Origin of the sequence: Massilia sp. 9096 (assembly GCF_000745265.1) — a bacterium.
In the GTDB taxonomy this organism is placed as follows: Bacteria; Pseudomonadota; Gammaproteobacteria; order Burkholderiales; family Burkholderiaceae_D; genus Telluria.
Genome location: NZ_JQNN01000001.1, coordinates 4,267,026 through 4,291,938, shown reverse-complemented (window position 1 = coordinate 4,291,938; position 24,913 = coordinate 4,267,026). Strand labels below are relative to the sequence as shown.

The 24,913-nt window shown below is 67.0% G+C and carries 19 protein-coding genes and 1 pseudogene; 12 read left to right on the top strand and 8 right to left on the bottom strand.

Annotated elements, in window-relative coordinates:
* Nucleotides 1-7: 7 nt before the first annotated feature.
* From FA90_RS18540 to FA90_RS18530, 3 genes are read right to left on the bottom strand one after another with little or no spacing between them, the layout of a single operon-like run.
* Nucleotides 8-796 carry an enoyl-CoA hydratase/isomerase family protein gene (locus FA90_RS18540; protein WP_036171293.1) on the bottom strand — a complete coding sequence of 263 codons (789 nt, stop codon included), beginning with the start codon at nt 794-796 and terminating at the stop codon, nt 8-10.
* Between the two features lie 14 nt (nt 797-810).
* Nucleotides 811-2,418, bottom strand: a complete 1,608-nt coding sequence (locus tag FA90_RS18535) for a carboxyl transferase domain-containing protein (RefSeq protein ID WP_036171290.1) — start codon at nt 2,416-2,418, stop codon at nt 811-813.
* A 24-nt stretch (nt 2,419-2,442) separates the two neighbouring features.
* Complete coding sequence (locus tag FA90_RS18530) at nt 2,443-2,877, bottom strand: YchJ family protein (protein ID WP_036171288.1); 435 nt, start codon at nt 2,875-2,877, stop codon at nt 2,443-2,445.
* A 225-nt stretch (nt 2,878-3,102) separates the two neighbouring features.
* Here FA90_RS18530 and FA90_RS18525 point away from each other — a divergent pair, with 225 nt between their 5' ends.
* Nucleotides 3,103-3,462, top strand: a complete 360-nt coding sequence (locus FA90_RS18525) for a hypothetical protein (protein WP_036171285.1) — start codon at nt 3,103-3,105, stop codon at nt 3,460-3,462.
* 3 nt (nt 3,463-3,465) lie between these two features.
* On the opposite strand, the gene FA90_RS18520 is transcribed toward FA90_RS18525, so the two are convergent.
* Nucleotides 3,466-4,710 carry a D-amino acid dehydrogenase gene (locus FA90_RS18520; protein ID WP_036171281.1) on the bottom strand — a complete coding sequence of 415 codons (1,245 nt, stop codon included), beginning with the start codon at nt 4,708-4,710 and terminating at the stop codon, nt 3,466-3,468.
* Nucleotides 4,711-4,803: 93 nt separating this feature from the next.
* Complete coding sequence (locus tag FA90_RS18515; RefSeq protein ID WP_051971907.1) at nt 4,804-6,162, bottom strand: serine hydrolase; 1,359 nt, start codon at nt 6,160-6,162, stop codon at nt 4,804-4,806.
* A 179-nt stretch (nt 6,163-6,341) separates the two neighbouring features.
* Here FA90_RS18515 and murQ point away from each other — a divergent pair, with 179 nt between their 5' ends.
* The 8 genes and pseudogenes from murQ (at nt 6,342) to FA90_RS18475 (ending at nt 14,941) form a co-directional block, all read left to right on the top strand.
* Complete coding sequence (gene murQ / locus FA90_RS18510) at nt 6,342-7,223, top strand: N-acetylmuramic acid 6-phosphate etherase (RefSeq protein WP_036171278.1); 882 nt, start codon at nt 6,342-6,344, stop codon at nt 7,221-7,223.
* Nucleotides 7,224-7,280: 57 nt separating this feature from the next.
* Nucleotides 7,281-8,546: an MFS transporter gene (locus FA90_RS18505; protein WP_036171275.1), complete on the top strand. Its 1,266-nt coding sequence runs from the start codon at nt 7,281-7,283 to the stop codon at nt 8,544-8,546.
* Between the two features lie 58 nt (nt 8,547-8,604).
* Complete coding sequence (locus FA90_RS18500) at nt 8,605-10,221, top strand: glycoside hydrolase family 10 protein (protein ID WP_036171272.1); 1,617 nt, start codon at nt 8,605-8,607, stop codon at nt 10,219-10,221.
* A gap of 79 nt (nt 10,222-10,300) precedes the next feature.
* Nucleotides 10,301-11,254, top strand: a complete 954-nt coding sequence (locus tag FA90_RS18495) for an N-acetylglucosamine kinase (protein WP_051972215.1) — start codon at nt 10,301-10,303, stop codon at nt 11,252-11,254.
* Nucleotides 11,251-12,027, top strand: a pseudogene (locus FA90_RS18490) (N-acetylmuramoyl-L-alanine amidase); the annotation flags it as partial. The gene FA90_RS18495 and the pseudogene FA90_RS18490, both read left to right, overlap by 4 nt.
* A 274-nt stretch (nt 12,028-12,301) precedes the next feature.
* On the top strand, nt 12,302-13,231 hold the full coding sequence (locus FA90_RS18485) for a LysR family transcriptional regulator (protein ID WP_036171270.1): 930 nt from the start codon (nt 12,302-12,304) through the stop codon (nt 13,229-13,231).
* Nucleotides 13,203-13,862, top strand: a complete 660-nt coding sequence (locus FA90_RS18480; protein WP_081933926.1) for a M15 family metallopeptidase — start codon at nt 13,203-13,205, stop codon at nt 13,860-13,862. The genes FA90_RS18485 and FA90_RS18480 overlap by 29 nt, the downstream gene beginning before the upstream one ends.
* Nucleotides 13,863-14,011: 149 nt before the next feature.
* Entirely contained in the window at nt 14,012-14,941 is a 930-nt protein-coding gene (locus FA90_RS18475; protein WP_051971906.1) for a hypothetical protein, read from the top strand.
* A 42-nt stretch (nt 14,942-14,983) separates the two neighbouring features.
* On the opposite strand, the gene FA90_RS18470 is transcribed toward FA90_RS18475, so the two are convergent.
* Genes FA90_RS18470 through FA90_RS18460 form a run of 3 tightly spaced genes read right to left on the bottom strand, consistent with a single transcriptional unit; the run spans nt 14,984 to nt 18,606 of the window.
* The gene (locus FA90_RS18470; RefSeq protein WP_239700819.1) at nt 14,984-15,655 is read right to left on the bottom strand and encodes a GNAT family N-acetyltransferase; all 672 of its coding nucleotides are present in this window, start codon (nt 15,653-15,655) and stop codon (nt 14,984-14,986) included.
* Nucleotides 15,652-17,337, bottom strand: a complete 1,686-nt coding sequence (gene dacB / locus FA90_RS18465; RefSeq protein ID WP_307171891.1) for a D-alanyl-D-alanine carboxypeptidase/D-alanyl-D-alanine-endopeptidase — start codon at nt 17,335-17,337, stop codon at nt 15,652-15,654. Before dacB ends, FA90_RS18470 begins: the two co-directional genes overlap by 4 nt.
* A 30-nt stretch (nt 17,338-17,367) precedes the next feature.
* The gene (locus FA90_RS18460; RefSeq protein WP_036171263.1) at nt 17,368-18,606 is read right to left on the bottom strand and encodes a nucleoside recognition domain-containing protein; all 1,239 of its coding nucleotides are present in this window, start codon (nt 18,604-18,606) and stop codon (nt 17,368-17,370) included.
* Between the two features lie 324 nt (nt 18,607-18,930).
* Here FA90_RS18460 and FA90_RS18455 point away from each other — a divergent pair, with 324 nt between their 5' ends.
* The 3 genes from FA90_RS18455 (at nt 18,931) to FA90_RS18445 (ending at nt 24,847) form a co-directional block, all read left to right on the top strand.
* Entirely contained in the window at nt 18,931-20,730 is a 1,800-nt protein-coding gene (locus FA90_RS18455) for an ABC transporter substrate-binding protein (RefSeq protein WP_036171259.1), read from the top strand.
* Between the two features lie 181 nt (nt 20,731-20,911).
* Nucleotides 20,912-23,671: a TonB-dependent receptor domain-containing protein gene (locus tag FA90_RS18450; RefSeq protein ID WP_036171256.1), complete on the top strand. Its 2,760-nt coding sequence runs from the start codon at nt 20,912-20,914 to the stop codon at nt 23,669-23,671.
* A 99-nt stretch (nt 23,672-23,770) separates the two neighbouring features.
* Complete coding sequence (locus FA90_RS18445; RefSeq protein WP_036176278.1) at nt 23,771-24,847, top strand: LD-carboxypeptidase; 1,077 nt, start codon at nt 23,771-23,773, stop codon at nt 24,845-24,847.
* Nucleotides 24,848-24,913 lie beyond the last annotated feature (66 nt).

Here is a 24,913-nt window from a genome sequence, read left to right as displayed (position 1 = left end):
GGATTTGCTAACCGAGCCATGACGGCTTGCGCTTTTCGAGGAAAGCGGCGACGCCTTCCTTGCCTTCGGTCGAGGCGCGGATGGCGGCGATGCGCCCGGCGGTATCGGCCAGCAGCGGATCGTCGATGGGCAAGCCGGCGATGTCGCGCACCAGCTTCTTGGCTTCGCGCACCGCGTTCGGGCTGTTATTGACCAGCGCGCCGGCGATGGCGGCGACGGTGGCGTCGAGCTGCTCGCTCGGGACCACTTCATGCGCCAGGCCGAGACGGCGCGCCTCGGCCGCATCGAAGCGCTCGGCGCTCAAGAAGTAGCGGCGCGCGGCCTGCTCGCCCATCGCCTTGATCACGTACGGCGAGATGGTTGCCGGGATCAGGCCGAGTTTCACTTCCGACAGGCAGAAGTTGACGCCTTCGCTCGCCACCACGATGTCGCAGGCCGCAACCAGGCCCATGCCGCCGGCGTAGCAGTCGCCCTGCACCTTGGCCACGACCGGCTTGGGGCTGAAGTAGATGGTGCGCAGCATGTCGGCCAGGCGCAGGGCGTCGGACTCGTTCTCGTCGTACGAGTAGCCGGCCATCTTCTTCATCCAGTTCAGGTCGGCGCCGGCGCAAAAGGCGGGGCCATTCGCGGCCAGCACGATGGCGCGCACGTCGGCATCCTGGCCGGCTTCGTCGAAGGCCATCGCGATGTCGGCAATGGCGGTCTCGTTGAAGGCGTTGCGCAGCTGCGGGCGGTTCAGCGTGATGGTGGCGACCTTGTCGGCGACCGTGACTTCGAGCGTTTCGTAAGTGTCCATGGTCTCTCTCCCCGTTACATGCGGAACACGCCGAACTTCGTGTCTTCGATCGGCGCATTCAGGGCTGCGCTCAATCCCAGGCCCAGCACCATGCGCGTGTCGGCCGGATCGATCACGCCGTCGTCCCACAGGCGCGCGGTGGCGTAGTAGGGGTGGCCCTGGTGCTCGTACTGTTCCTTGATCGGCTGCTTGAACGCGGCTTCCTCATCCGCCGACCACTGGCCGCCCCTGGCTTCGATGCCGTCGCGCTTGACGGTCGCCAGCACCGACGCGGCCTGATCGCCGCCCATCACGGAGATGCGCGCATTCGGCCACATCCACAGGAAGCGCGGCGAGAACGCGCGCCCGCACATGCCGTAGTTGCCGGCCCCGAACGAGCCGCCGATGATCACGGTGAACTTCGGCACCGCGGCGGTGGCGACCGCGGTGACCATCTTGGCGCCGTTGCGCGCGATGCCCTCGTTTTCGTACTTGCGGCCGACCATGAAGCCGGTGATATTTTGCAGGAACACCAGCGGGATCTTGCGCTGGCAGCACAGCTCGATGAAATGCGACCCCTTCAGCGCCGACTCCGAAAACAGGATGCCGTTGTTGGCGATGATCCCGACCTTCATGCCGAAGATGTGGGCGAAGCCGCACACCAGCGTGGTGCCGTATCTCGCCTTGAATTCGTCGAACTCGCTGCCGTCGACGATGCGCGCGATGACTTCGCGCACGTCGAAGGGCTTGCGGGTGTCGACCGGGATCACGCCGTACAGCTCTTGCGGCGCGAATTTCGGCTCGATCGACTCGCGCAGCGCGCCCTGCACGGGCTTGGTGCGGTTCAGGTTGGAGACGATCGTGCGCGCGAGCGCGAGCGCGTGGGTGTCGTTGCGGGCCAGGTGGTCGACCACGCCGGACAAGCGGGTGTGGACGTCGCCGCCGCCCAGGTCTTCGGCGCTCACGACTTCGCCGGTCGCCGCTTTCACCAGGGGCGGGCCGCCGAGGAAGATCGTGCCCTGTTCCTTGACGATGATCGATTCGTCGCTCATCGCCGGCACGTACGCGCCGCCGGCGGTGCACGAACCCATCACCACCGCGATCTGCGGGATGCCCTTGGCGGACAAGTTGGCTTGGTTATAGAAGATGCGGCCGAAGTGGTCGCGGTCGGGAAAGACGTCGTCCTGGTTCGGCAGGTTGGCGCCGCCCGAATCGACCAGATAAATGCACGGCAAATTGTTCTGGTCGGCGATTTCCTGGGCGCGCAGGTGTTTTTTCACCGTCATCGGATAATAGGTGCCGCCCTTGACGGTCGCGTCGTTACACACGATCACGCATTCCTGGCCAGCCACGCGGCCGATGCCGGTGATGATGCCGGCGCTGGGCGCGGCGCCGTCGTACATTTCGTACGCAGCCAGCTGCGACAGCTCGAGAAACGGCGTGCCCGGGTCGAGCAGCATCTGCACGCGCTCGCGCGGCAGCAGTTTGCCGCGCGCGACGTGCTTTGCCGAGGCCGCTTCGCCGCCGCCCTGGGCGACAGCGGCCACCTTGGCGCGCAAATCGTCGACCAGCGTTTGCATGGCGGCGGCGTTGGCTTTGAAATCCTCGCCGCGCGGGTTCAGTTGTGTCTCGAGCTGGGGCATGGGTGCTGTCTCCGGATTGCTTTTTTATTCGGGAAAGCTGCCGTCGACATAGAACCATCGGGGCGTCCCGCCCGCAACTTCCGGCTCGCGCACGAACTTGCTGATCTCGTGCAGACGATGGGCGCGGCCATTGATGCGGAAGCGGGCGACGAATTCGACGGTGTCCTGGTCGAGTTGTTCCGGCAGATCTGCTTTACGTTGACGTAAACGTAAAGCAGATTTTACCTCAAGTCCCAGCCATTGAATCGGCTCGTTCCTGTCAATGATCGGCTCGGTGGGCCGGGTACTCGGATGCCAGGTCGCGCGCAGGTAATCCTCGTCGCGCAATACATAGGCCGTATAGCGCGAACGCATCAGCCGCTCGGCCGTGGGCGCCAAGGCAACGCCGGCCAGGAATGGCGCGCAGCAGCTCGCCAGCGACGCGCCGCCGCAGGGACAGGGATGGGAACGGGTAGACATGGCGGCAATTATCCGCCATTTCAGGGGGCGCCGCACATTGGTACGCTGGAAAGGAAGAGCACTTTTTGGACGGCGTTAGCGCATCTTCGGTGATCTTTTTCCGAAAATAAACGAACTGATCATAAAACGGGCACAGAAAAAAGCACGTCAGCCGGACGCCTGGCGTCGCATGTACGCCCTATAATTGATTGAAATATAACGAACGCTGAACGATTGGGAGGTCGTATGTCCGTAAAGCCCCGGCTGCCCGCAGCCGCTATCCGTACAGCCATTCTTGCCGCCATCCTGCTGAACACCGCCGGCGCGGCGCTGGCCGCCGACCTCATCGTCGACAAGGCCGAGCCCGAGCACGTGCAGCCGCGCTTTTTCGAACGCATCGAAGGCGGTCCGCTGGCGGGCGCCATTACCAAGCGCGGCCAGGTGGTGCACGTCAAACCCGGCAAATACAAGATGCGCGTGCCCTGCGACGCCAGCAAGCCGGGCACGTTCAACGACGTGAACGTGAACGTCAAGGAAGGCAACCTGACTCGCCTGCGCCTGCTCGATTGCGGTGTCGAGATCCGGGTCAAGACGGTGTTTCACTGAGTTTTACCGGGACAGCGTCAACCCGTCCAGCGCGAACGGCGGCGCCTTGCCATCCACCAGGTCGGCCAGCAGACTGGCGCTGCCGCAGGCAAAGGTAAAGCCGAGGGGGCCGTGGCCGACGTTCAGCCACAGGTTCTTCAAAGGACTGGCACCGATGATCGGCGCGCTGCTCGGCGTCGCCGGGCGCAGGCCGGCCCAGGGTGTGATCCGCGTGTAGTCGGCGGCGCGCGGCATCGTCTCCTGCACCTGGCGCGTCAGGCTGGCCAGGCGCGCGCGGTCGAGATTGAGGTCTTCGCCGACCATGTCGACCATCGCCGCCACGCGCAGGGTGTCGCCGATGCGCGCGTACAGCACCTTGCGCTCGAAGTCGGTCACGCTGATCTCGGGCGCGACGTCCTCGCTGCGGATCGGCGCGCTCAGGCTGTAGCCCTTGAGCGGGTACAGCGGCAGGTCGATGCCGGCGCCGGCGGCCAGTGTGCGGCTCTGCATGCCGGCCGCCAGCACGTAGGCGTCGGCTTCAACGATGCCGGCGCCGGTCGCCAAGCCGGTCACGCGGCCGCCGTCGCTCTGAATGCGCCGGACGTCGCCGTGGATGAAGCCGAGGAAGCGCGGGTGGGCGTGGATGCGCTCGGCCAGCGCGACGCAGAAGGCGTAGCAGTCGGCGACCGCTTCGCCGCCGTTGTAGATGCCGCCGGCCAGCTTGTCCTGCATCGCGGCCAGGGCCGGTTCGCGCGCGGCGCATTCAGCGGCGTTCCACACCTGGCGCGTGGACGCGGAATCGGACTTCGCGGTGGCGGCGTCGAAGGCCTTGCGGTTGCGGTAGACCACCAGCTTGCCGGCGTCGCGCCACTGGAATTCGGCCAGTGGTACGGTCGGCTCCAACCGCGCCATCGCCTGGCGCGACAGCTCGCCCAGCTGCAACAGTTTCTCGGTCGTTTTGCGGTTGATGTCGGCGCGGCAGTTGGCGAGGAAGGCCGACAGCCAGCGCCATTGGTGGGCGTCGAACTGCGGCTTGAAGCGCAGCGGTCCGTGTTCCTGGAACAGCCACTGCAGGGCTTTGGCCGGCACGCCGGCATCGGCCAGCGGGGACACGTAGCGATAGCTGAGCTGCCCGCCGTTGCTGTAGCTGGTGCCGGTGCCGACGCCGGGTGCGCGATCGAGCAGCGTGACCTTGTGCCCGGCCTCCAGCAGCCACCAGGCCGAGGTCAGGCCGACGACACCGCCGCCGATTACGATGACTTCTTGCATCCGCGCCCACTCACGAACATTGACATGCCGAGAGCTTAGGGGCTGCCCAGGCGCGCGGCCAATGAATGTAGCGCGGCAGGGCATAACCGGAGTTCATGTTTGCACCAGGATGGCGCGTCGGTACAGCACCGTGAGGATGCGTTCCTGGAAACGTGCCAGCGCCGAGTACTCGCCCTTGTTCGCGTTCGAGAAGGGATCGGTCGAGGTGCCGCCGACCAGCACGACCATGCCGTTGCGGCGCTGCCGGTCCATGACGAACGCCGACAGCAGGCCGTAGGCATCGCCCAGGTGCCCGACCGCGTCGAAACCGCCGCCGTCGACCAGGCGCAGGCTGCCGGGACCGCAGTCGGGGAATTGCTCGTTGCCGATGCCCCACGCCTCGAGCAGGCCCCCGGCGCTGTCGCCGTTGCCGCCATCGAAGGTCCACTGGCGCGTGAACATGGTGCGCAGGGTTTCCGGCTTCAGGATGCGATGGCCATCGTGCATGCCATCGTTCATCAGCATGCGCATGATCACGCCCAGCTCCGGCGCCGAGATGCGCAGGCCGCCGGTCGGGCTGAACGGCGTCGCGTTGGCGCCGATCACGTAGTGCCCGATGCCGGCCGGGAGCGCGGGCGGGGCGCTGTGAAAATCGTCGGCCTGGGCGATCCAGGGACAGGCCGGGTTCCATATCTCCGTGTCGACGCTGCGCTTGCGGTACAGCGTGGCCAGCCTGGCAAGGTCGGTGGCGCTCAAGTTGGCCGGATGGTAGCTGGCGCGCAGGCCGAGCGGTTCGAGCAGCTGGCGCGCCATGAGGCGGTCGAAGCGCTCGCCGCTGACCGATTCCATGATGGTGCCGGCCAGGCCGAAGCCGAGGTTACAGTAGGTGAAATATGCGCCGGGAGCGGCGTTGGCGGCCCAGGCCTGGCCATCGCCATACAGCCGGGCGCCCGGCGCCAGCACGTCGCGCAGCGCGGTGTCGGGGCCGAAGGCATAGCCGGCGTCGTCGCGCAGCGAAGACGTGTGGGTCAGCAGGTGGCGCAGCGTGATCGGCGCGTCCGGGAAGTGCGGATTGCGCAGCCGCCAGCCGAGGTAGCCGGCGACGTCGGCGTCGAGATCGAGCCGGCCGGCTTCGAGCAGGCGCAGCAGGCCGAGCGTGGTCACCATCTTCGAGACCGAGGCGATGCGGAATCGGGTGCCGGCGTCGACCGGCTGGTCGGGCAGGCCGTCCACGCCGATGAAGCGACGGCCGAACTGGCCGGTGTAGCTGACCTGGCCGGCGCGGATCGCCAGCACCGACAAGCTGGCCAGCTCGCACGCGGGGTCGGCGGCGATCGCAGCCAGCTCGTGGCCGAGCCGCTCATGCGCGGCCGCCGGCAGCGCGCCCGCAGGCAGGCGCGCCCGCGCACGCACGAGCGGATGCGCCGCGCCCAGCAGGGCCAATCCGAGCAGCTTGCGCCGGCGATTCTTCATCCGCGTCTCCTGTGTTTGATAGGCCCGAGCATACGGGCGCAGCACAGCAGAGGCAAATGCCGGCGCATGGCAGGCGCATAACCGTGGTCTATGTGTATTGCCGTATGCATAACCTGCCGGAATGGCGCGTCCTGATCCTTTCATGACAGGCTGGGCGCGATTGGGATTACACTGCCCTCATGCTCAATACCGAAACCCCGGCTTCGCAACACGCCAACCTTGACCAGTATCCCACCGCCGAGCTCGTGAACGTGTTGGTGGACGACCAGGGCCAAGCGGTGCAAGCCGTGCGCGCCGCCGCGCCGCGCATTGCCGCCGCGGTCAGCGCCGCGCTGCCGCGCATGGAGGCGGGCGGGCGCCTGGTCTACGTCGGGGCCGGCACCTCGGGCCGCCTGGGCGTGCTGGACAGCGTCGAGCTGTATCCCACCTTTTCCTGGCCGCATGAGCGCGCGGTGGCGCTGCTGGCCGGCGGCCGCGACGCCATGTTCGTCGCGGTCGAAGGCGCCGAGGACGACGCCGAGCAGGGTGCGGCCGACCTGCAAGGCGTGAACGTCGGCGCCGACGACGTGGTGCTCCTGATCGCCGCCTCCGGCGCCACCCCTTACGTGCTGGGCGCCCTGCGCGCCGCGCGCGCGGCCGGCGCGCTGACCATCGGCCTGGCCAACAACCCGGACGCGCCGGTCGCGGGCGAAGCCGACATCGGCATCACCCTCGACACCGGCCCGGAAGCCATCTCCGGCAGCACCCGACTGAAAGCCGGCACCGCCCAGAAGATCGCGCTGAATACCTTCTCGAGCGCGCTGATGGTGCGTTTGAACAAGGTTTATGGCAACCTGATGGTAGACTTGAGGGCGACCAATGCCAAGCTGGTGCGGCGCGCGGTCCGCCTGACGGTCTTCGCCACCGGCGCCGACGAGGACGACGTGCGCGCCGTGCTGGCGCAGTGCGATTTCCACGTCAAGGTAGCGATCGTCGCACTGGGACGCGGCGTCCCGGTCGAGCAGGCGCGCGCCTTGCTGGAAACGGCGCGCGGCAGCGTGCGCCGGGCCCTCGCGGCCTGACCGGCCAGCGCGCAACGCGCTCGCGCGGCAGGCCGGCCCACTACTACTTAGTCTTTTATGCAGACATCGCAAGCGAAGAGCCCCTGGTTCTGGGTTCCCTCCCTGTACTTCGGCCAAGCCATCCCCTACATCGTCGCCAACAGCCTGTCGGTCATCCTGTACAAGGACCTCGGCATCTCGAACGCCGACATCGCCTTCTATACCAGCCTGCTGTACCTGCCCTGGGTGATCAAGCCGCTGTGGTCGCCGCTGGTCGACTTGTCCGGCACCAAGCGCGCCTGGACCGTCGCGCTGCAGCTGGCGATGGCGGCGGCGCTGGGGGCGGTCGGGGCGACGCTGCACCTGCCCGGCTTCTTCATGCTCAGCCTGGGCGTAATGTGGCTGCTGGCGTTCGCCTCGGCCACGCACGACATATCCGCCGACGGTTTCTACATGCTCGCCATGCCGGCCTCGCAGCAGGCCGCTTATGTGGGCGTGCGTTCGACCTTTTATCGCCTGGCGACGCTGGCGGCGCAAGGGCCGCTGGTGATCCTGGCCGGCTACCTGGCCACGTCCCTGCACGACGTGCGCCAGGCCTGGGCGATCGTGTTCTTCATCCTGGCAGCGTTCTTTTTCGTCCTGTGCGCCTGGCACCGGTCGGTGCTGCCGCACCCGCTCAACGACCACAAGGCCATGGACGGCAGCGGTCCGCTGCGCGCGTTCTTCGCCACTTTCGGCAGCTTTTTTGCCAAGCGCGACATCTGGCTGATCCTCGGCTTCATTCTGACCTTCCGCCTGGGCGAAGCGCAGCTGCTGAAACTGGCCGCGCTGTTCCTCAAGGATCCGCTGGCCAAGGGCGGCCTGGGCCTGTCGAACGAACAGTACGGCGTCGCCTACGGCACGGTCGGCATCGTCGCGCTGACGGTCGGCGGCCTGTGCGGCGGCTGGCTGATCTCGCGCGTGGGCTTGCGGCGCGCGCTGTGGTGGATGGTCGCCGCGGTGCATTTGCCCGACCTGGTATTCGTGTACCTGTCGAGCGTGCAGCCGCAGAGCTTCGGCGTGATCACCGGTTTCCTCGCCATCGAGCAGTTCGGCTACGGTTTCGGTTTCACGGCGCTGCTGGTGTACATGATGATGGTCGCCGACGGCCCGTATAAAACCGCGCACTACGCGATCTGCACCGGCCTGATGGCGCTCGGGATGATGGTGCCGGGCATGTGGAGCGGCAAGCTGCAGGAGACGATCGGCTACCAGCATTTCTTTGTGTGGACGGTGCTGTCGACGATTCCGGCCTTCCTGATGGCGGCGCTGGTCAGGATCGATCCGCTGTACGGCAAAAAGTGAGGCAATTGCGCTACCATTCACATGCCGCTCAACACGAGCAGAAGAATCCGGAGTAGTTTTGCAAGTTAATCAAAAACGGCGGGCGCTGACGCTCGCGGGCGTCGCCGGCGCATTGGCGAGCAGCGGCCTGTTCACGGCCTGTACCAGTACCAAGCCGGTCACCGGCGGCGATACCTTCGGCCCCGGCATCGCCGGCGGCGAGCTGCCGCCACCCGCCCCGCGCGAATTCCGCGCCGCCTGGGTCTCGACCGTCGCCAACATCGACTGGCCCAGCAAGCCCAACCTGAAATCCGACAGGCAGCAGGCCGAGGCGATCGCCATCCTGGACCGCGCCAAGGCGCTCAACCTGAACGCCATCGTGCTGCAGGTGCGTCCGGCCGCCGATGCGATCTACCCCTCGCCGATCGAACCCTGGTCCGAGTACCTGACCGGCCTGCAGGGCGCGGCGCCGGCGCCGTACTACGATCCGCTCGACTTCTGGGTGACGCAGGCGCACCTGCGCGGGCTCGAGCTGCACGCCTGGTTCAATCCCTACCGCGCGCGCCAGAACGGCGCCCGGTCGCCGGCGGCGCCGAACCACATCTCGCGCACCAAGCCGGCCGCCGTCAAGACCTACGGCAAATACCTGTGGATGGACCCGGGCGAGGAAGCCGCCGTCCAGCAGACCCTGGACGTGGTGCTGGACGTGGTGCGCCGCTACGATATCGACGGCGTCCACATCGACGATTATTTTTATCCGTATCCGATCGAGGCCGGGAACACCGCGGCCACCGGCGCGGAAGGCGCGGCGCTGGAAGGCAAGGGCGGGCGCGGCGAGCTCGACTTCCCCGACGACGCCTCCTGGCAGCGCTACCTGGCCGGCGGCGGCCGGCTCGACCGCGCCGGCTGGCGCCGCCAGAACGTGAACAAGCTGATCCGCGCGCTGTACGAGGGCATCCACCGCGAAAAGAGCTGGGTGCGCTTCGGCATCAGCCCGTTCGGCGTGGGCCGTCCGGACCGCCGCCCGCACGGCATCAACGGCTTCTCGCAGTACGACAAGCTGTACGCCGACGCCGAGACCTGGCTGCAAAACGGCTGGCTCGATTATTTCTCGCCGCAGCTGTACTGGCCGATCCGCCAGCCGGCGCAAGCCTACGGCACGCTGCTCGATTACTGGCTGGCGCAGAACAGCCAGGGCCGCCACCTGTGGCCGGGCCTGTACACCAGCCGCATCGGCGCGCCGAGCAAGGAATACGCGCCGCAGGAAATCATCGAGCAGATCGCGCTCACGCGCACGCGCCCGCGCGCGGACGGCCACGTCCACTTCAGCATGGCCGCGCTGATGCAGAACCGCAAAGGCATCGCCGATCAATTGCGCGCCGCGACCTACGCGGTGCCGGCGCTGATTCCGGCCACGCCCTGGCTGGGCCGCGAGACGCCGGGCACGCCGTCGGTCGCCGCCGTCAGGAAGGGCGACACGGTGCTGCTCAAGCTGGCCGCCGGCAAGGCCAACGCGACCTATGCGATCTGGTCGCGCTACGCCGGCCAGTGGCGCTTCGCGACCGCGCCGGCCTCGCGCGTGGACTGGTCGGTGCCGAGCGATGCGAAACACGGCCTGCCGGATGCGGTGTTCGTCAGCGCGGTCGACCGCCTGGGTAACGAAAGCGCGCGCATACAGGCGTGGAAACGCGCCTGACCATAACATTTGGTCATGCACATACGGCCAGCATTCATTCGCATGGGTGCGGGCGCAGGGCGTACACTTCGGTTCGACCATGATCCGTTCGCAATCCGCATCCTCCACTGAAGCGCTGGGCCTCGGCATCGATGCCGGCGGCACCCGGACCCGCTGGGCGCTCGCCGCGCCCGGCGGCCGGATCGTCGCCGAAGGCGTCAATGCCGGCCTGTCGGCCCTGCAGATGGGCAGCGCGGCCGGGCGCGAGGCGGTGCGCGCGGCGTTCACGCAACTGGCCGCCGACGTCCTCCAGCATGGCGCCCCCGCACGTGCATGGGCCGGCCTGACCGGCTTCGGCGGCGACGCGGGGGACAATGAGCTGCTGCAGCGCTGGCTGGCCGAACTGCTGCACGTCGACCCGCACGCGATCCACTTCTGCAGCGACATGGAGATCGCCTACCGCGCCAGTTTTACGCCCGGCGAAGGCTACCTGGTCTACGCCGGCACCGGCTCGATCGGCGCCTTCATCGACGTCGATGGGCAATTCCACCGTGCCGGCGGACGCGGGGTGGTGCTCGACGACGGTGGCGGCGGCTTCTGGATCGCGCGCGAGGCGCTGCGCCACATCTGGCGAAACGAAGACGAGCGGCCCGGCTGCTGGCAGGACTCGCCGATGGCGCAGGCGGTGTTCGACACCGTCGGCGGATCCGACTGGGCCTGTTCTCGCCAGTTCATCTACGGCCAGGAACGCGGCGCGGTCGGCACGCTGGCGCTGGCCGTGGCCGCGACGGCCGAGCGCGACCCGGCCGCCAACGCCATCCTGCACGCCGCCGGCGCCGAGCTGGCGCGCCTGGCGCGCGCCTTGATCGACCGCTTCGGCGCACGTCCGGTGGCGCTGTCAGGGCGCGCGGCCGAGCTGCACGCTATCATTCCGGCAGCGATGCGCGCCGCGCTGCCGTCCGGGACGGTATTGACGCAGCGTTCCGGCGGCGCCCACCAGGCGGCCGCACGCATGGCCATCGACACCGACATCCACCTACCTACACGCCCATGAAAATTCTCGTCGCGTCCCTGCTCCTCGCCCTGCTGGCCGGCTGCGCCACGCCGCCGCCGTCCGGCCCGGTCATCGATCACACCTACACGGCCAAGGGCCAGGCCAGCCGCGTGCGCTTCCTGGTGCTGCACTACACGGTCGGCGACAAGGCCTCGTCGCTGACCACGCTGACCCAGCAGGAAGTCAGCGCGCATTACCTGGTCACCGACGACCCGGTCCCGGTGATCTACGGCCTGGTCGACGAGAAGAACGCCGCCTGGCATGCCGGTAACTCGAGCTGGAAGAATTTCACCCAGCTGAACAACAGCTCGATCGGCATCGAGATCGTCAACCCGGGCTGGAAGGACACGCCGAACGGCCGCGTCTACGCACCGTTCCCGCAATCGCAGATCGACGCGCTGATCCCGCTGGTGAAGGACATCGTGGCGCGCCACCACATCGCGCCGGAAAACGTGCTCGGCCACTCGGACATCGCACCGCAGCGCAAGCAGGACCCGGGCCCGATGTTCCCGTGGAAGCAGCTGGCCGCAGCCGGCCTGGTGACCTGGCCGGACGCCAACCGCGTCGCCGCCCTGAACCCGTACTTCCAGGCGCAGCTGCCCGACATCGGCTGGTACCAGAAGAAGCTGGCGACCTGGGGCTACGGCCTGGTGCAGTCCGGTCAATTGGACGAGCAGACCCGCACCGTGCTGTCGGCCTTCCAGATGAAATACCGTCCGGCCAACATCGACGGCAACCCGGACGCCGAAACGGCGTCGCTGCTGGAAGCGCTGACCAATCCGCGCGGCCCGATCCCGCCGGTGCTGCCGCCGACGCCGGTGATCACGGTGCCGGTGCCGGCTGAACCGGCGGTGCAACCGGCGCCCCCGGCGCCAGCGCCGCCGCCGCCGACGCCGACCACGCCGCCGGCCGCCGACAGCCCGACTGCCATTCCCGCAACACCGCCGGCCACCATCCAGCGCTGAGCGTTGGTAGGCGCACAGGTTTCGGCTATGCTGCAAAAATCCGCGTCCACCAGGGCGCGGACCTTTCCAGGAACTTGAAGCGATGCGTCTGCGCCATATCGAAGTCTTCCACGCCATCATGCAAGTCGGCACCATCAGCGGCGCCGCGCAAGTGCTGCACATCTCCCAGCCGGCCGTGACCAAGGTGCTGCAGCACGCCGAACTGCAGCTCGGCATGCCGCTGTTCGAACGCGTGCGCGGCAAGCTGTATCCGAAGCCGGAAGCGCACCGCCTGTTCGCCGAGACCGAAAAGCTGCACCGCGACCTGCAAGGCATCCGCCGCCTGGCCGCGACGCTCAAAAGCCGCGCCGGCGAGACGGTGCGCCTGGTGTCGACCCCGACCATCGCGATCAGCGTGCTGCCCGCCGCATTGACCGCCTGGCGGCGCGACTACGCCCAGACGCGCTGCGAGCTGGCGACCTTTCATACCAGCGAGATCGTCAACGCGCTGCGCCTGGGCGAAGCCGACCTGGCGCTGTCGCTGCAGGACCCGCGCCATCCCGGCATCGAAGCCGAGCCGATCGCGCAGGGCTTCCTGACCGTGATGGCCCCAAGCGGCACCTGGAGCGAGGCCGAATGCCGGCAGCCGGTCACGCCGCACGCGCTCACCGGCGAACTGATCGGCCTGGCGGACGGCGACCCGCTCGGCGAACTGGTGGTGGCCGCCTGCGAAGACCAGGACGTGCATCCGGTCTTCCACACCGTGGTGCAAACCTACCAGATCGCGCGCTCGCTGGTCGAAGCCGGCGCCGGCACCGCGGTGCTGGATCCGTTCACGGCCGCCTCGGCCGCGTCCGCCAAGGTGCAGTGCCGCCTGTGGGCGCCGCAGATCCCGGTCCAGCTGTATCTCCTCACGGCCAGCCACGCGCCGCTGTCGCACGGCGCGCGCGAGCTGGCCAATTGCATCGGCGCCGCCGCGCGCAGCCTGCTGGACAAAGGAAGCCATGAGCATCAACGGGTCGACCCTGCCTGAACCATCTGAGCCACCTGAGCCACCGCCGGGCATCCCGAGCGAGGAGATCGCCGGCCACCCCGAGTTCCGCCACCTGTCGCGCATCGCCGGGGTCAAGGTCGACCTGCGCTACGCGACGCCGGACAACTTCGTCGGACGCGACCTGTATTCGCCGTATGACTGCGCCTGGCTGCACGTCGAGGCCGCCGACGCCCTCGCGCGCGTGGTCGCGTGGCTGCGCGCGCGCCGGCCCGACCTGACGCCGCTGGTGCTGGACGCCCTGCGCCCGCAGCGCGTGCAGCAGCAGCTGTGGAATACGCTGGCCGGCACCGGCCTCCAAATGTACCTGGCCGACCCGGCGCGCGGCTCGATCCACTCGTACGGGATGGCGCTCGACATCACGCTGGTCGACGCGATCGGGCGCGAGCTCGACATGGGCACCGGCTTCGACGACATGACCGAACTGTCGCACCCGGCGCTGGAAGAAGGCTTCCTGCGCAGCGGCGGGCTCAGCGAGGCCCAGGTGGCCAACCGCCGCCTGCTGCGCAGCGCGATGAACGGGGCCGGCTTCGTCGGCATCAACACCGAATGGTGGCACTTCGATTGCGGCGACCGCGGCCGTGTGCGCCAGACCTTCCGCCGCGTACTCTGATCGCTCACCGCGTTCCTGTGGCGTCATGCCGACGCCTCGCGTGAACGCTTGAGCAAGCTCATTCACCTTGCTTGTCCAGACCGGAAAATCGGCCCATCGATGCAGGACAGGTATTCACTCAACATAGCGAGGTGAAGATGAGAAGCGCGATGATGGCTTGCACCGCCGCGGCGTGCACCGCGGCCGCATTGGCGGGATGCAGCGCCGACGGCAACAACCAGTTCGCGGCGCGCGACACGACGGTCGAGTACTACCGGGTGTTCGACATCCGGACCGACGCCGGCGCCCAGGCGCTGGCCAAGGCCGCGAGCGAGGGCATCAACCGCAACGTCAGGGACGCCGTGATCTCGACACCGGCCACGGTCGACGTGACGGAATTGCCGGGCCACTTCAAGATGGCCGATCCGGCTGCAGCAACGGCATCCACGGCGGCATCCACGCCGGGTGCGGCATCCGCGCCGGTCGCCGGCAAGGGCCCGACCTGCGAAGGCGCCGCCTGGACGGCCAAGGCGGCGCCGCAGGTGCGCGGCGGCGACAACATGAACATGGTCGCCTGCCTGTTCCCCTACAAGAGCGGCTACCACCTCGACATGTACGCGGTGTTCACCAAGCCCGAAGGCGGCTGGCTGGCCTGGCCGCGCCGGCTGGGCGGGGCGATCGTCGGCACGCCCGAAAAATTCACGGAAAACACGATGGTCGACGTGGTGCGCTCGATTCACGGCAGCACCGGTGCGCAGGTGACGCTGGTCGAGGCCAAGCCGGCGCTGGCCGGCACGCCGTGGCTGGAGAACACGACGGCCTCGGCTGGGACGCCGGCTGCGCCGGCTGCGGCGCCTGCATCTGCACCAGCATCCGCACTAGCATCTGCGCCTGCTCCGGCAGCACCGGCGCCTTCAGCTGCCCCGGCGCCGGCATCGGAAACCACGCCTTCGCCCGTAGTCACGTCACCAGTGACGTCGCCCGTGACATTACCCGTAACGTCACCTGCGCCGTCAACCGCAGCGGCTGCGCAGCACGGGGTGCAGCCGGGCGTGCAATCGGGTGCGCGGGCAACTGCGTCGACCAGCAAGCAGCCGTAAGCAGCCCCGAGCAGTCTAAGCGGCCGTAATTCGCGTGCGGGTTCAGGTCTGCGCCGCGGCGTCGAGCCCCAGTTCCATGGTCTGTTCGAGCGCCGCCGCGCCAGGGCGCAGCGGTTCGGGCGCGCCGACGTCGCGAAAACCTGCGCGTCGGTACAGCCGCGCCGCCGCATCGTTGCCGCACACGACGCCCAGGCGCACGCGCTGCGCGCCGATCGACCTGGCCCAGTCGATCGATGCCTGCAGCAGCGCCAGGGCCACGCCGCGGCCGCGCGCTTCCGGTGCGACCCACATCTGGAACAGGTTCACCACGCCGGCTCGTTCGGGGTCGCACTTGGCGTAGACCAAGCCGAGCGGGGCGGCTGATGCTGTCGGCGCCTCGTCCGTGCCGTCGGCGCTTGCGGTGACGCTGGCGTCTTCGGCGATGAGGGGGTAGTCGCGGCCCGAGATTTCGGCGGCGGTCAGGCGCGCCATCCAGAGCTCGGGGCGCCAGGATTCTTCCAGGGCCAGCGAGCTGCCGAAGGCGTAGGGCGCATCGGCCAGCGAACGCAGGCGCAGGGCGCGATAGGCTGGCCAGTCGCGGGCCAGCAGGCGGCGGATCGTCATGCCGGGCGCTGGGGTGGACGTGGACATCGCTGCCGGTGCCGGCGCGGGTGGCAGTTCCGGTGTCGTGGTGGACACCGCTGACGGCGGCAGGGTGCCTTGGTCGCGGCTCATGCGCCGCTCACGGCCGAGGCCGGAGCCGGTGCGCTCGGCGGCAGCGGCTGCAAGGGCTGCGGCTGCAAAGGCTGCGGTTGTTGCGGCGCCGATACCGGCGCGCTGGAACCCGGCGCCGGGTTCAGGCGCGCGACCCAGTCGACCAGGCTGTCGAGCACGGCGCGGCCGTGGCCGTTGGCAGCCAGTTCGCTGTTGACGAAGGCGACCACCACGCACTGGCGCCCGCTGGCATCGGGCACGTAGCCGGCGATCGCCGTGACGTTGCGCAGCGTGCCGGTCTTCAGGCGCGCGCGGCCGGCGGCCGGGCTCTCGTGCAGGCGGCGGCGCATGGTCCCGTCCACCGCGACGATCGGGATGCTGGACTGGAATTCCGGCGCCCAGTTGCTGCGCAAACCGGCCTGCAGCACGGCGCCCATCTGGATCGGCGTGATGCGTTCCAGGCGCGACAGGCCGGAGCCGTTGTCCAGCACCAGGCCGCGGTCGTCGATGCCGTGCTGGTTCATCCACGCGCGCACGGCCGCGTCCGCGCGCGCGAGGGTCGGCACCGCGCTGGCGCTGTCCGTACCGGCGCCCGCGCCCATGGCAAGGCCTGCGGTGCCGCCCGCCAACGCAGGCTTGAACACCTGCGGCCGGCTGCCCAGCAGCGGATCGGCTTCCAGCGCGCCCAGGCTCAGGAAGATCAGGCGCGCCAGCGTGTTGTCGGAAGGTTTATTCGTGTCGCGGACGATTTCCGGCAGCGCGCGCGACAGATGGTCGGCCAGCAGCCGGGTCGAGGCCGGCGTCGTGCCTTCAGTGGTGTCGCCGCTGATGCTGCCGCCCAGCTGTTGCCACGCCGCGCGGAACAGGCGGTCCAGGTAGGTCTGGCGGTCGATCACGCTGATCGCATTGACCGTCTCGCAGTTTTTCGGGAAGGTCCCGTGCAGCATGATCTTGATGCCGCCGTCGGGCTGCGGCACGGCTTCGGGCGGTTTCCAGCCGCTTTCCCAATCGACGCAGGCGGCGTTGACGAGCTTCATGTCGGAATCGATGGTCACGCCCTGCAAGTCGGGCTGCAGCGCCAGCTTGAGCTTGCCGCCGGTGGAGCGCATGTCGATCTGCAGCAGGTTTTTGTTGACCATGGCCGCATCGGGGATGACGTTGTACGCCGCCTCGGGCGAATCGTCGAACGGCGGCGCGTTCAGGTCCAGGCGCGCCGGGTTGAACACCTGGCGGTCGACGACCAGGCGGCCGTCGATCTTGCGGATGCCGGCGTTGCGCAGTTTGCGCAGCATGCCGGTCAAGGTCTCGGTGGTGAAATCGGCGTCGGCGCCGCCGCGCAAATACAGGTCGCCGGCCAGGATGTCGCCATGCAGCTCGCCGGCGCTGCGCAATTCGGTGCGGCTGCGAAATACCGGACCCAGGCGCTCGAGGCCGACCAGCGTGGTGACCAGTTTCATCGTCGAGGCCGGCTGCATCGGATGGTCGGCCAGGTGCGACAGGATGGTTTGATTGTCGCGCAGCACCAGCGCGCTGAGCGCATCCTCGGGAATGTGGTTGGCCTGCATCACATACGCGACCGGCTCGGGCAACTGGGCGTGGGCGGGCAGCGTCGTCAGCAGGGCAGCCAGCAGCATGGCCGACTGCGCGGCCGACTGCGTGACCGACCGAGCCGGACGGGAGACGAAAGAAAAACGGCGCGCCATGCGGCTCCTTGAATCCATCCTTAAATCCATTTATCCGAAAAACACATAGGCCACGGCGATCGCGGCGACGATGCCGGCCAGGTCGGCGATCAGCCCGCAGGAAATCGCATAGCGCGTCTTGCGCACCCCAACCGAGCCGAAGTACAGCGCGACGATGTAGAAGGTGGTGTCGGCCGAGCCCTGGAAGATACAGGCCAGGCGCCCGACGAAGGAATCGACGCCATAGGTCTTCATGGCGTCGATCATCATCGCCTTCGAACCGCTGCCGGACAGCGGTTTCATCAGGGCAGTGGGCAGCGACGGGGTAAAACGCGTGTCCAGGCCGGCCTGGGTGAACACCCAGTCCATGCCATGCACCACGAAGCCGAGCACGCCCGAATTGCGGATCACGGAAATCGCCACCAGCATGCCGACGAGGTATGGAATGATGGTCAGCGAGGTCTGGATGCCGCCTTTCGCGCCTTCGATGAAGGTTTCGTACACGTTCACCTTCTTGAGCACGGCGCCGACGATGAACACGACGATGATCGAGAACAGCACCAGGTTGCTGACGAGCTTGGACACGCCTTCGATTTCCGCTTTCGTCAGGACTTGCGTGAAGTACCAGATCACGCCGGCGATCGCCGCCGTCATGCCGCCCAGCCAGCCGAGCACGACGCGGTCGAACAGGTTGATGCGCTGGCGGATCGACACGGCGATGATACCCGCGACCGTGGCGACGTAGGTCGCGATCATGCATGGGATAAAAATGTCGGACGGGTCCCTGGCGCCGAGGATCGCGCGCTGGGCCATGATCGCCAGCGGGATCAGGGTCAGGCCCGACGTATGCAGCACCAGGAACATGATCTGGGCGTTGCTGGCCGTGTCCTTGTTCGGATTCAGGGTCTGCAGGCTTTCCATCGCCTTCAGGCCGAACGGCGTGGCGGCGTTGTCCAGGCCGAGCAGGTTGGCCGAGAAATTCATCACCATGTGGCCGGTGGCCGGGTGGTCCTTCGGCACGTCCGGAAAAATGCGCGAAAAGAAGGGCGCGATGATTTTTGCCAGCCAGCCGATCGCGCCGGCCTTTTCGCCGATGTTCATGATGCCCAGCCACAGCGTCATCACGCCGGCCAGCGGCAGGGCGATGTCCATCACGCCGCTCTTGGCGGAGTCGAAGGTGCCGTCGATGATGCGCTTGAAGATCTCGGTGTCCCCGAGGAAGATCCATTGGGCCAATGCCGCAATAAAACCGACCAGGAAGAAGCCGATCCAGATGTAATTGAGAGCCATGTCTGAGAGGATCCCTGAATAACCTGCTGCGCGTCGGATTGTCGGTGGGGCGCCGAGCCCTGCGATGCTCGCTGTACTACGCGTACAGCTGCGCTTCTCGCCCAACACTGCTTCCGCTCGCTACGGTTCTTCAGGGACCCGGATATTTCGTGAATGTTCAGCGGACAGAGTATAGGCGCTGAGCACACTGCATTGATGAAAGAATGCCGCGTGGCTATACAAAAAAGTTATGCGCCTTGCCGAGCAAACAAGACATTGGCACCGTGGTGTATTGCCTGCGCATAAGCCTCGGCCTATGATACGCAACGCCTCCAGGACCCCGCCATGCCGCCACTTCGCACCCTCGCCGCCGCGCTCTCGTTCTCCCTGCTGTCCATGTCCGCGCATACCGCCGACGCGCCCGCGCACGCGCCCAAGGTGCTGCACATGTTCCTCTCGACCAGCGAAGCCAGCCTCGACCCGGCGATCGGCTCCGACCTGGCCACCTTGTCGCTGCTGGAAAACCTGTTCGATCCGCTGCTGCGCTATGACTACCTGGCGCGTCCCGTGAAATTGCAGGGCAACACCACGACCGGCCTGCCCGAGATCTCCGCCGATGGCCGCACCTACACCTTTCACCTGCGGCCCGGCATCCACTTCACGCCGGACCCGGCCTTCAAAGGCAGGCAGCGCGAGCTGACCGCGCAGGATTACGTCTACAGCTTCAAGCGCCTGTACGATCCGGCGCTGAAATCGCCGTGGGCTTACCTGTTCGACGGCAAGCTGCTCGGCGATGCGGCCCTGAAAACCGCGTTCAACATCGACACCGACATCCCCGGCCTGCAAGCGGTCGACCGCTACACGCTGCGCATCCGCTTGAGCGAACCGGACAACAATTTCCTGTTCTATATGGCGATGCCGGCCACGAGCGTGGTCGCGCGCGAAGTGATCGACGCCTATCCGGGCCAGGCCGGCAACCACCCGGTCGGCACCGGTCCCTTCATCCTGAGCGAATGGAAGCACAGCGACCGCATGGTGCTGGTGGCCAATCCCGATTCCAGCGCGGTGTTCCACGCGACCCCGGGTGCCGATCCGGCCGACCGCGCCATCGACGCCGCGCTCGAGGGACAAAAGCTGCCGCGCGTGGACCGGGTCGAAGTGAAAATCGCCGAGGAATTCCAGGGCCGCATGCTGGGCTTCCTCAATGGCGAATACGATTATCTGGAGCAGGTGCCGGAATCGATGACGGAAATGGTCATCCGCAACGGCCAGCTGAAACCGGAACTGGCCGCGCGCGGCATCCGGCTGACGCGCTTCCCGGTGCTGCAGACCTATTACATGTGGATGAACATGGACGACCCGGTCATCGGCGGCTATGACAAGGAGAAGGTGGCGCTGCGCCGCGCGATCGAGCTCAGTTACAACAGCGCCGAGGACATCGCCCTGCTCAAGAAGGGGTTTGCGATCAAGGCCGAGTCGCCGCTGGCGCCCGGCGTGCTCGGCTACGACCCGAACTACCGCAGCCCGGTGCCCTACGATCCGGCGCTGGCCAATGCCTTGCTCGACCGCTTCGGCTACGGCAAGCGCGATCCGGATGGGTACCGGCGCATGCCGGTACGCGCCGGCGGCACTGTACCGCTGACCTTGCAGATGAGCAGCGAAGCGACCGTCAGCGGCCGCCTGCGCGACGAGTTCTGGCGTAAATGCCTGAACGCGGTCGGTTTGCGCGTCGTGTTCAAGTCGGACAAGAAGACCGAGATCATCAAGGCCTCGCGCCTGGGCAAGGTGCAGATGTTCGAGACCAACTGGGTTGCGGACTTCCCCGACGGCGACAATTTCTACCAGCTGCTGTACGGTCCCAACGCCGGCCGCGCCAACTATGCGCGTTTCAATCTCCCCGCCTATAACGTGCGCTACGAGCAGGCGCGCCTGCTCAGCGACGGTCCCGCCCGCGACAAACTGTATGGCGAGATGAACCAGCTGATCCACGCCTACAACCCATGGGTGACGCTGACCCAGCTGTTATCGGCCGATTTGCAGCAACCGTGGCTCAAAAACTACAAGCGCCACCCTGTCGAACTCACGCAATGGCGTTATCTGGATGTCGATGTTGCACAAAGAGCACGCACCGCTAGAGCGAAGTAGTGTTTTGGTGAGATTTTCCTAAGTAAAACATTCCCTGTAGTTATACTCAGCGCCGGATTATTCATTGGCTGGCGGCTTGCGAGTGCGCTTACCTTTGGAATAACAAAATCGTAATGCAAAGACATTACGAGCTAATTAGAAATCCGAGCGTAGCCCACGCAAGCCCCCCAAGGAGAGACCCGTGAAACTGAAGAAGTTAGTCCATTTGATGGCCCTGATCGGCGTGGTCGGTCCGGCAGCCGCACAGAACGCGCAGCCGGATGCGCCGATGCAGCGCGTCGAAATCACGGGTTCGAGCATCCGCCGTCTCGCCACCGAGGGCGCGCTGCCGGTACAGACGATCACGCTGGACCAGATGGACAAGCAGGGCGTCACCAACGCCGAGGAAATGCTGCGCCTGATCTCGTCGAACGGCACCGGCGCCGACAACATGACCTCGGGCAACAACGTGTTCGGCGCCGATGCCGACCGCGTCAGCGGCGGCGGCTCGTTCGCGTCGATGCGCGGCCTCGGCCCGACCGCGACCCTGGTCTTGATCAACGGCCAGCGCATCTCCGGCTACGGCATGTCGGCCAAGGCGGTCGACCTGAACACGATTCCGCTGGCAGCCATCGCGCGCGTCGAAGTCCTGAAGGATGGCGCCTCGGCGATCTACGGTACCGATGCGGTCGGCGGCGTGATCAACTTCATCTTGAAAACCGACTTCGAAGGCATCCAGGCCGGCTTCACGGGCAACTGGACCCAGCACGGCGGCGGCGACACCCGCCGTCTGCAGCTGCTCGCGGGCAAGGGAAACCTGGACCGCGATGGTTTCAACGTGATGGCGGCGATCAGCCACAGCCAGAACCAGGAACTCGATTCGCGCCAGCGCTCGTTCGCCAACGGCTACCAGCCGGCGCGCGGCCTGTCGCCGGACACCACCGGCACCCCGGTCGCCAACCAGCTGACCGGCGCCGGCAGCGCACTCGGCGTCAACTTCACGCGCCCGGGCGACCCCAACAAATACCTGCAGGCCGGCCTGCTCAGCCTGCAAGGCAAGTGCGACAGCGTGCCGGGCATGATGCAGTACAACACGGCGCTGTGGAAAGACGTGACCTCGCCGTTGCGCTCGACCTATTCCTGCGCCTACGACTACGGCGCCGACTACGTGATGCAGCTGCCGGTCGAGCGCACCAACGGCGTCGCGCGCGCGACCTACCAGATCAATCCGGACAACCAGGTCTACGCCGAAGTCATCGGCGCGAACACCCGTTCGCTGTCGATCCTGACCCCGGTGCAGGTGTCGGCCACGCTCGCGGCCGGCAACGCCTACCCGGCCGGCGGCCCGTACTACCAGAACTTGCAGCCGTACATCCCGAGCTTCGATCCGACCAAGCCGATCCTGTACAAATGGCGCGCCTGGCCGCTCGGCAACCGTACCCAGCAGAACGTCGCCAACACCGTGCGCGTGTCGCTCGGCGCCGTCGGCACCATCGCCGGCAAGTACGATTACAAGATAAACTACGGCCACAGCGAAAGCCACGCGACCACCGACCTGCTCGACGGCTACGCCTACACCACCCCGTTCTACAAGGTGCTGGGCAGCGGTATCGTGAACCCGTTCGCGGCGCCGTCGCAGGGCCAGAGCGATGCCGCGATGGCAGCGCTGAACGCGACAAAGTTCTATGGTGAGTTCCAGCACGGCAAGACCACGCTCGACCAGATCAACGCGTCGATCTCCGGTCCGATCTGGACGCTCCCGGCCGGCGACCTGCAAGGCGCGATCGGCACCGACCTGCGCCAGGAAGGCTATGGCTTCGCGCAAAACGTCGATGCCACCCAGATCCTGTTGGCCCCGGGCAATGCCAACTTCCCGACTGCGCACCGCAGCATCACCGCGCTGTACGCCGAACTGGTGGTGCCGGTCATTAAGAACCTGGAACTGCAGCTGGCGCTGCGCACCGACAAATACCAGACCATCGGCTCGACCACCAATCCAAAGATCGCCTTCAGCTACCGCCCCGTCAACTGGCTGATGCTGCGTGGTTCGGCCAACAAGGGTTTCCTGGCGCCGAGCTTCAATCAACTGTACTCCGGCCGCCTGGACCAGGAACTGCCGAACGGCGTGACCGACCCGGTCGGCTGCGCATCGCACCCGAACGACCCGCGCTTCTGCGCGATCGAGCGCCTTTCTTACTTCACCGGCGGCAACCCGAACCTGCGTCCGGAAACCTCGAAGCAGGGCACGCTGGGCTTCGTGATCGAACCCACCGCCAACTTCTCGGCCTCGGTCGACTACTGGGCGATCAACACCAAGGACCACATCCTGAATCGCACGCCGCAAGTCGTGCTGGCCAACTCGGCGTTCCTGGCGGAAGACATCATCCGCAACACCGACGACACCATCGACTACGTCAATGCCGGCTGGATCAATGCGGGCGGCATCAAGACGCGCGGCGCCGACCTCGGCCTGCGCGGGCGTGGCAACCTGCCGGGCGGCTTCAAGTGGAACGCGATGCTGGACGGCACCTGGACCCAGAGCTACAAGGTGTCCGAGATCCCGGGCATGGCCTACACCGAGGAAGTCGGCAGTTTTTATACGCGCGACATCTACCTGCGCTGGAAGACCAATGCGACCTTCGCGGTCAGCAAGGGCGACTGGAGCGTGATGGTGAACAACCTGTTCCGCAGCGGCTACAACGACGAGCTGCCGGATGGCGGCAAGAGCGCGCCGCCGCCGGGCTTCAATCCGCGCGTGGCCAGCTACACGACCTGGGGCCTGACCGCGTCGTACACCGGCATCAAGAACACCTCGATCGACGTCGGCATCCAGAACCTGTTCGACCGCCAGCCGTCGTTCACCGCGCACAACGTCGACGAGGTCGTGGGTGCCGGCTGGGATCCGCGCGTGGCCGATCCGCGCCTGCGTTCGCTGAACTTCGACATCAAGTACAAGTTCTGATCGCTTGACGGCTGCTGTACGATGACCGCCCGTGCCGGGAAGGATCCGCTTCCCGGCACGGGCTTTTTTATTCCTTGAAATCATTGCCGGATGCGCCCGATGCCACGCACGAACACGATCAGCCGCCGCCGATTCGCCAGGATGCTGGCGGCTGCCGCCACGCTGCCCGTGCTGCCGGCGCTGCCCGCGCGGTCCGCCCCGTCTCCGTCGACACCCATGACCCATCACCCCCTGATCAAACCGCCGCGCCTGTCCCAGGGCGACGTCATCGGCCTGATCGCGCCGTCCGGCCGCATCGACGACGACGCCATCGAAAAATCGGTCCAGCACGTCGAGGCGCTGGGCTTTCGCGCCAGGCTCGGCCTGTACCTGAAGGAAGTGCAGGGCAACTACGCCGGCTCGGTCGAGCAACGGCTCGCCGACCTGCACCGCATGTTCCTCGACCCCGAGGTCAAGGCGATCTGGTGCATCCGCGGCGGTTCCGGCGCTATCTCCCTGCTGCGCCACATCGACTACGGCCTGATCCGCAGCCACCCGAAGATCCTGCTCGGCTATTCCGACATCACCGCGCTGCACCTGGCGATCCAGAAGCAAGCCGGCCTGGTGACCTTCCACGGGCCGGTGGCGCTGTCGACGCCGGACGAATACTCGAACCGGCACATGCTGGCCGTGCTGACCGATCCGCAGCCGAGCTACGTCATTCCGATGTCGCCGGACAACGCCGCGCACGCGCGCGAGGCGCCCGTGTATGCGGTGCAGACCGTGCATGGCGGCGTGGCGACCGGGCCGCTCATCGGCGGCAATCTGTCTCTGGTGAGCGCGCTGGCCGGCACGCCGTACGCCGCCGATTTCCGCGACAGCCTGCTGTTCCTGGAAGAAGTCAACGAAGAGCCCTACCGCATCGACCGCTGGATGACCCAGCTCGACCTGGCCATCGGCTTCGAGCGGACGGCCGGGGTCATGATCGGCATCTGCGAGAAATGCGAGCCCGCGGGCGGGCCCGGCACCACGCTCGAGCAGGCGCTGGCGACGCATCTGGCCCGCTTGAACGTGCCGGCGGTGAGCGGCTATTCCTTCGGCCACATCCGCCACCAGTTCACCCTGCCGATGGGGGTGCGGGCGCGGCTCGATACGCAGGCGCAGACGGTGACGTTGCTGGAGGCGGCGGTGAGTTGATGCGCCGAGCGGGCGCGCCGCGTTTTCCGGTTCTGGCACACTGCAAGGCCATCGATGCAGCCAACA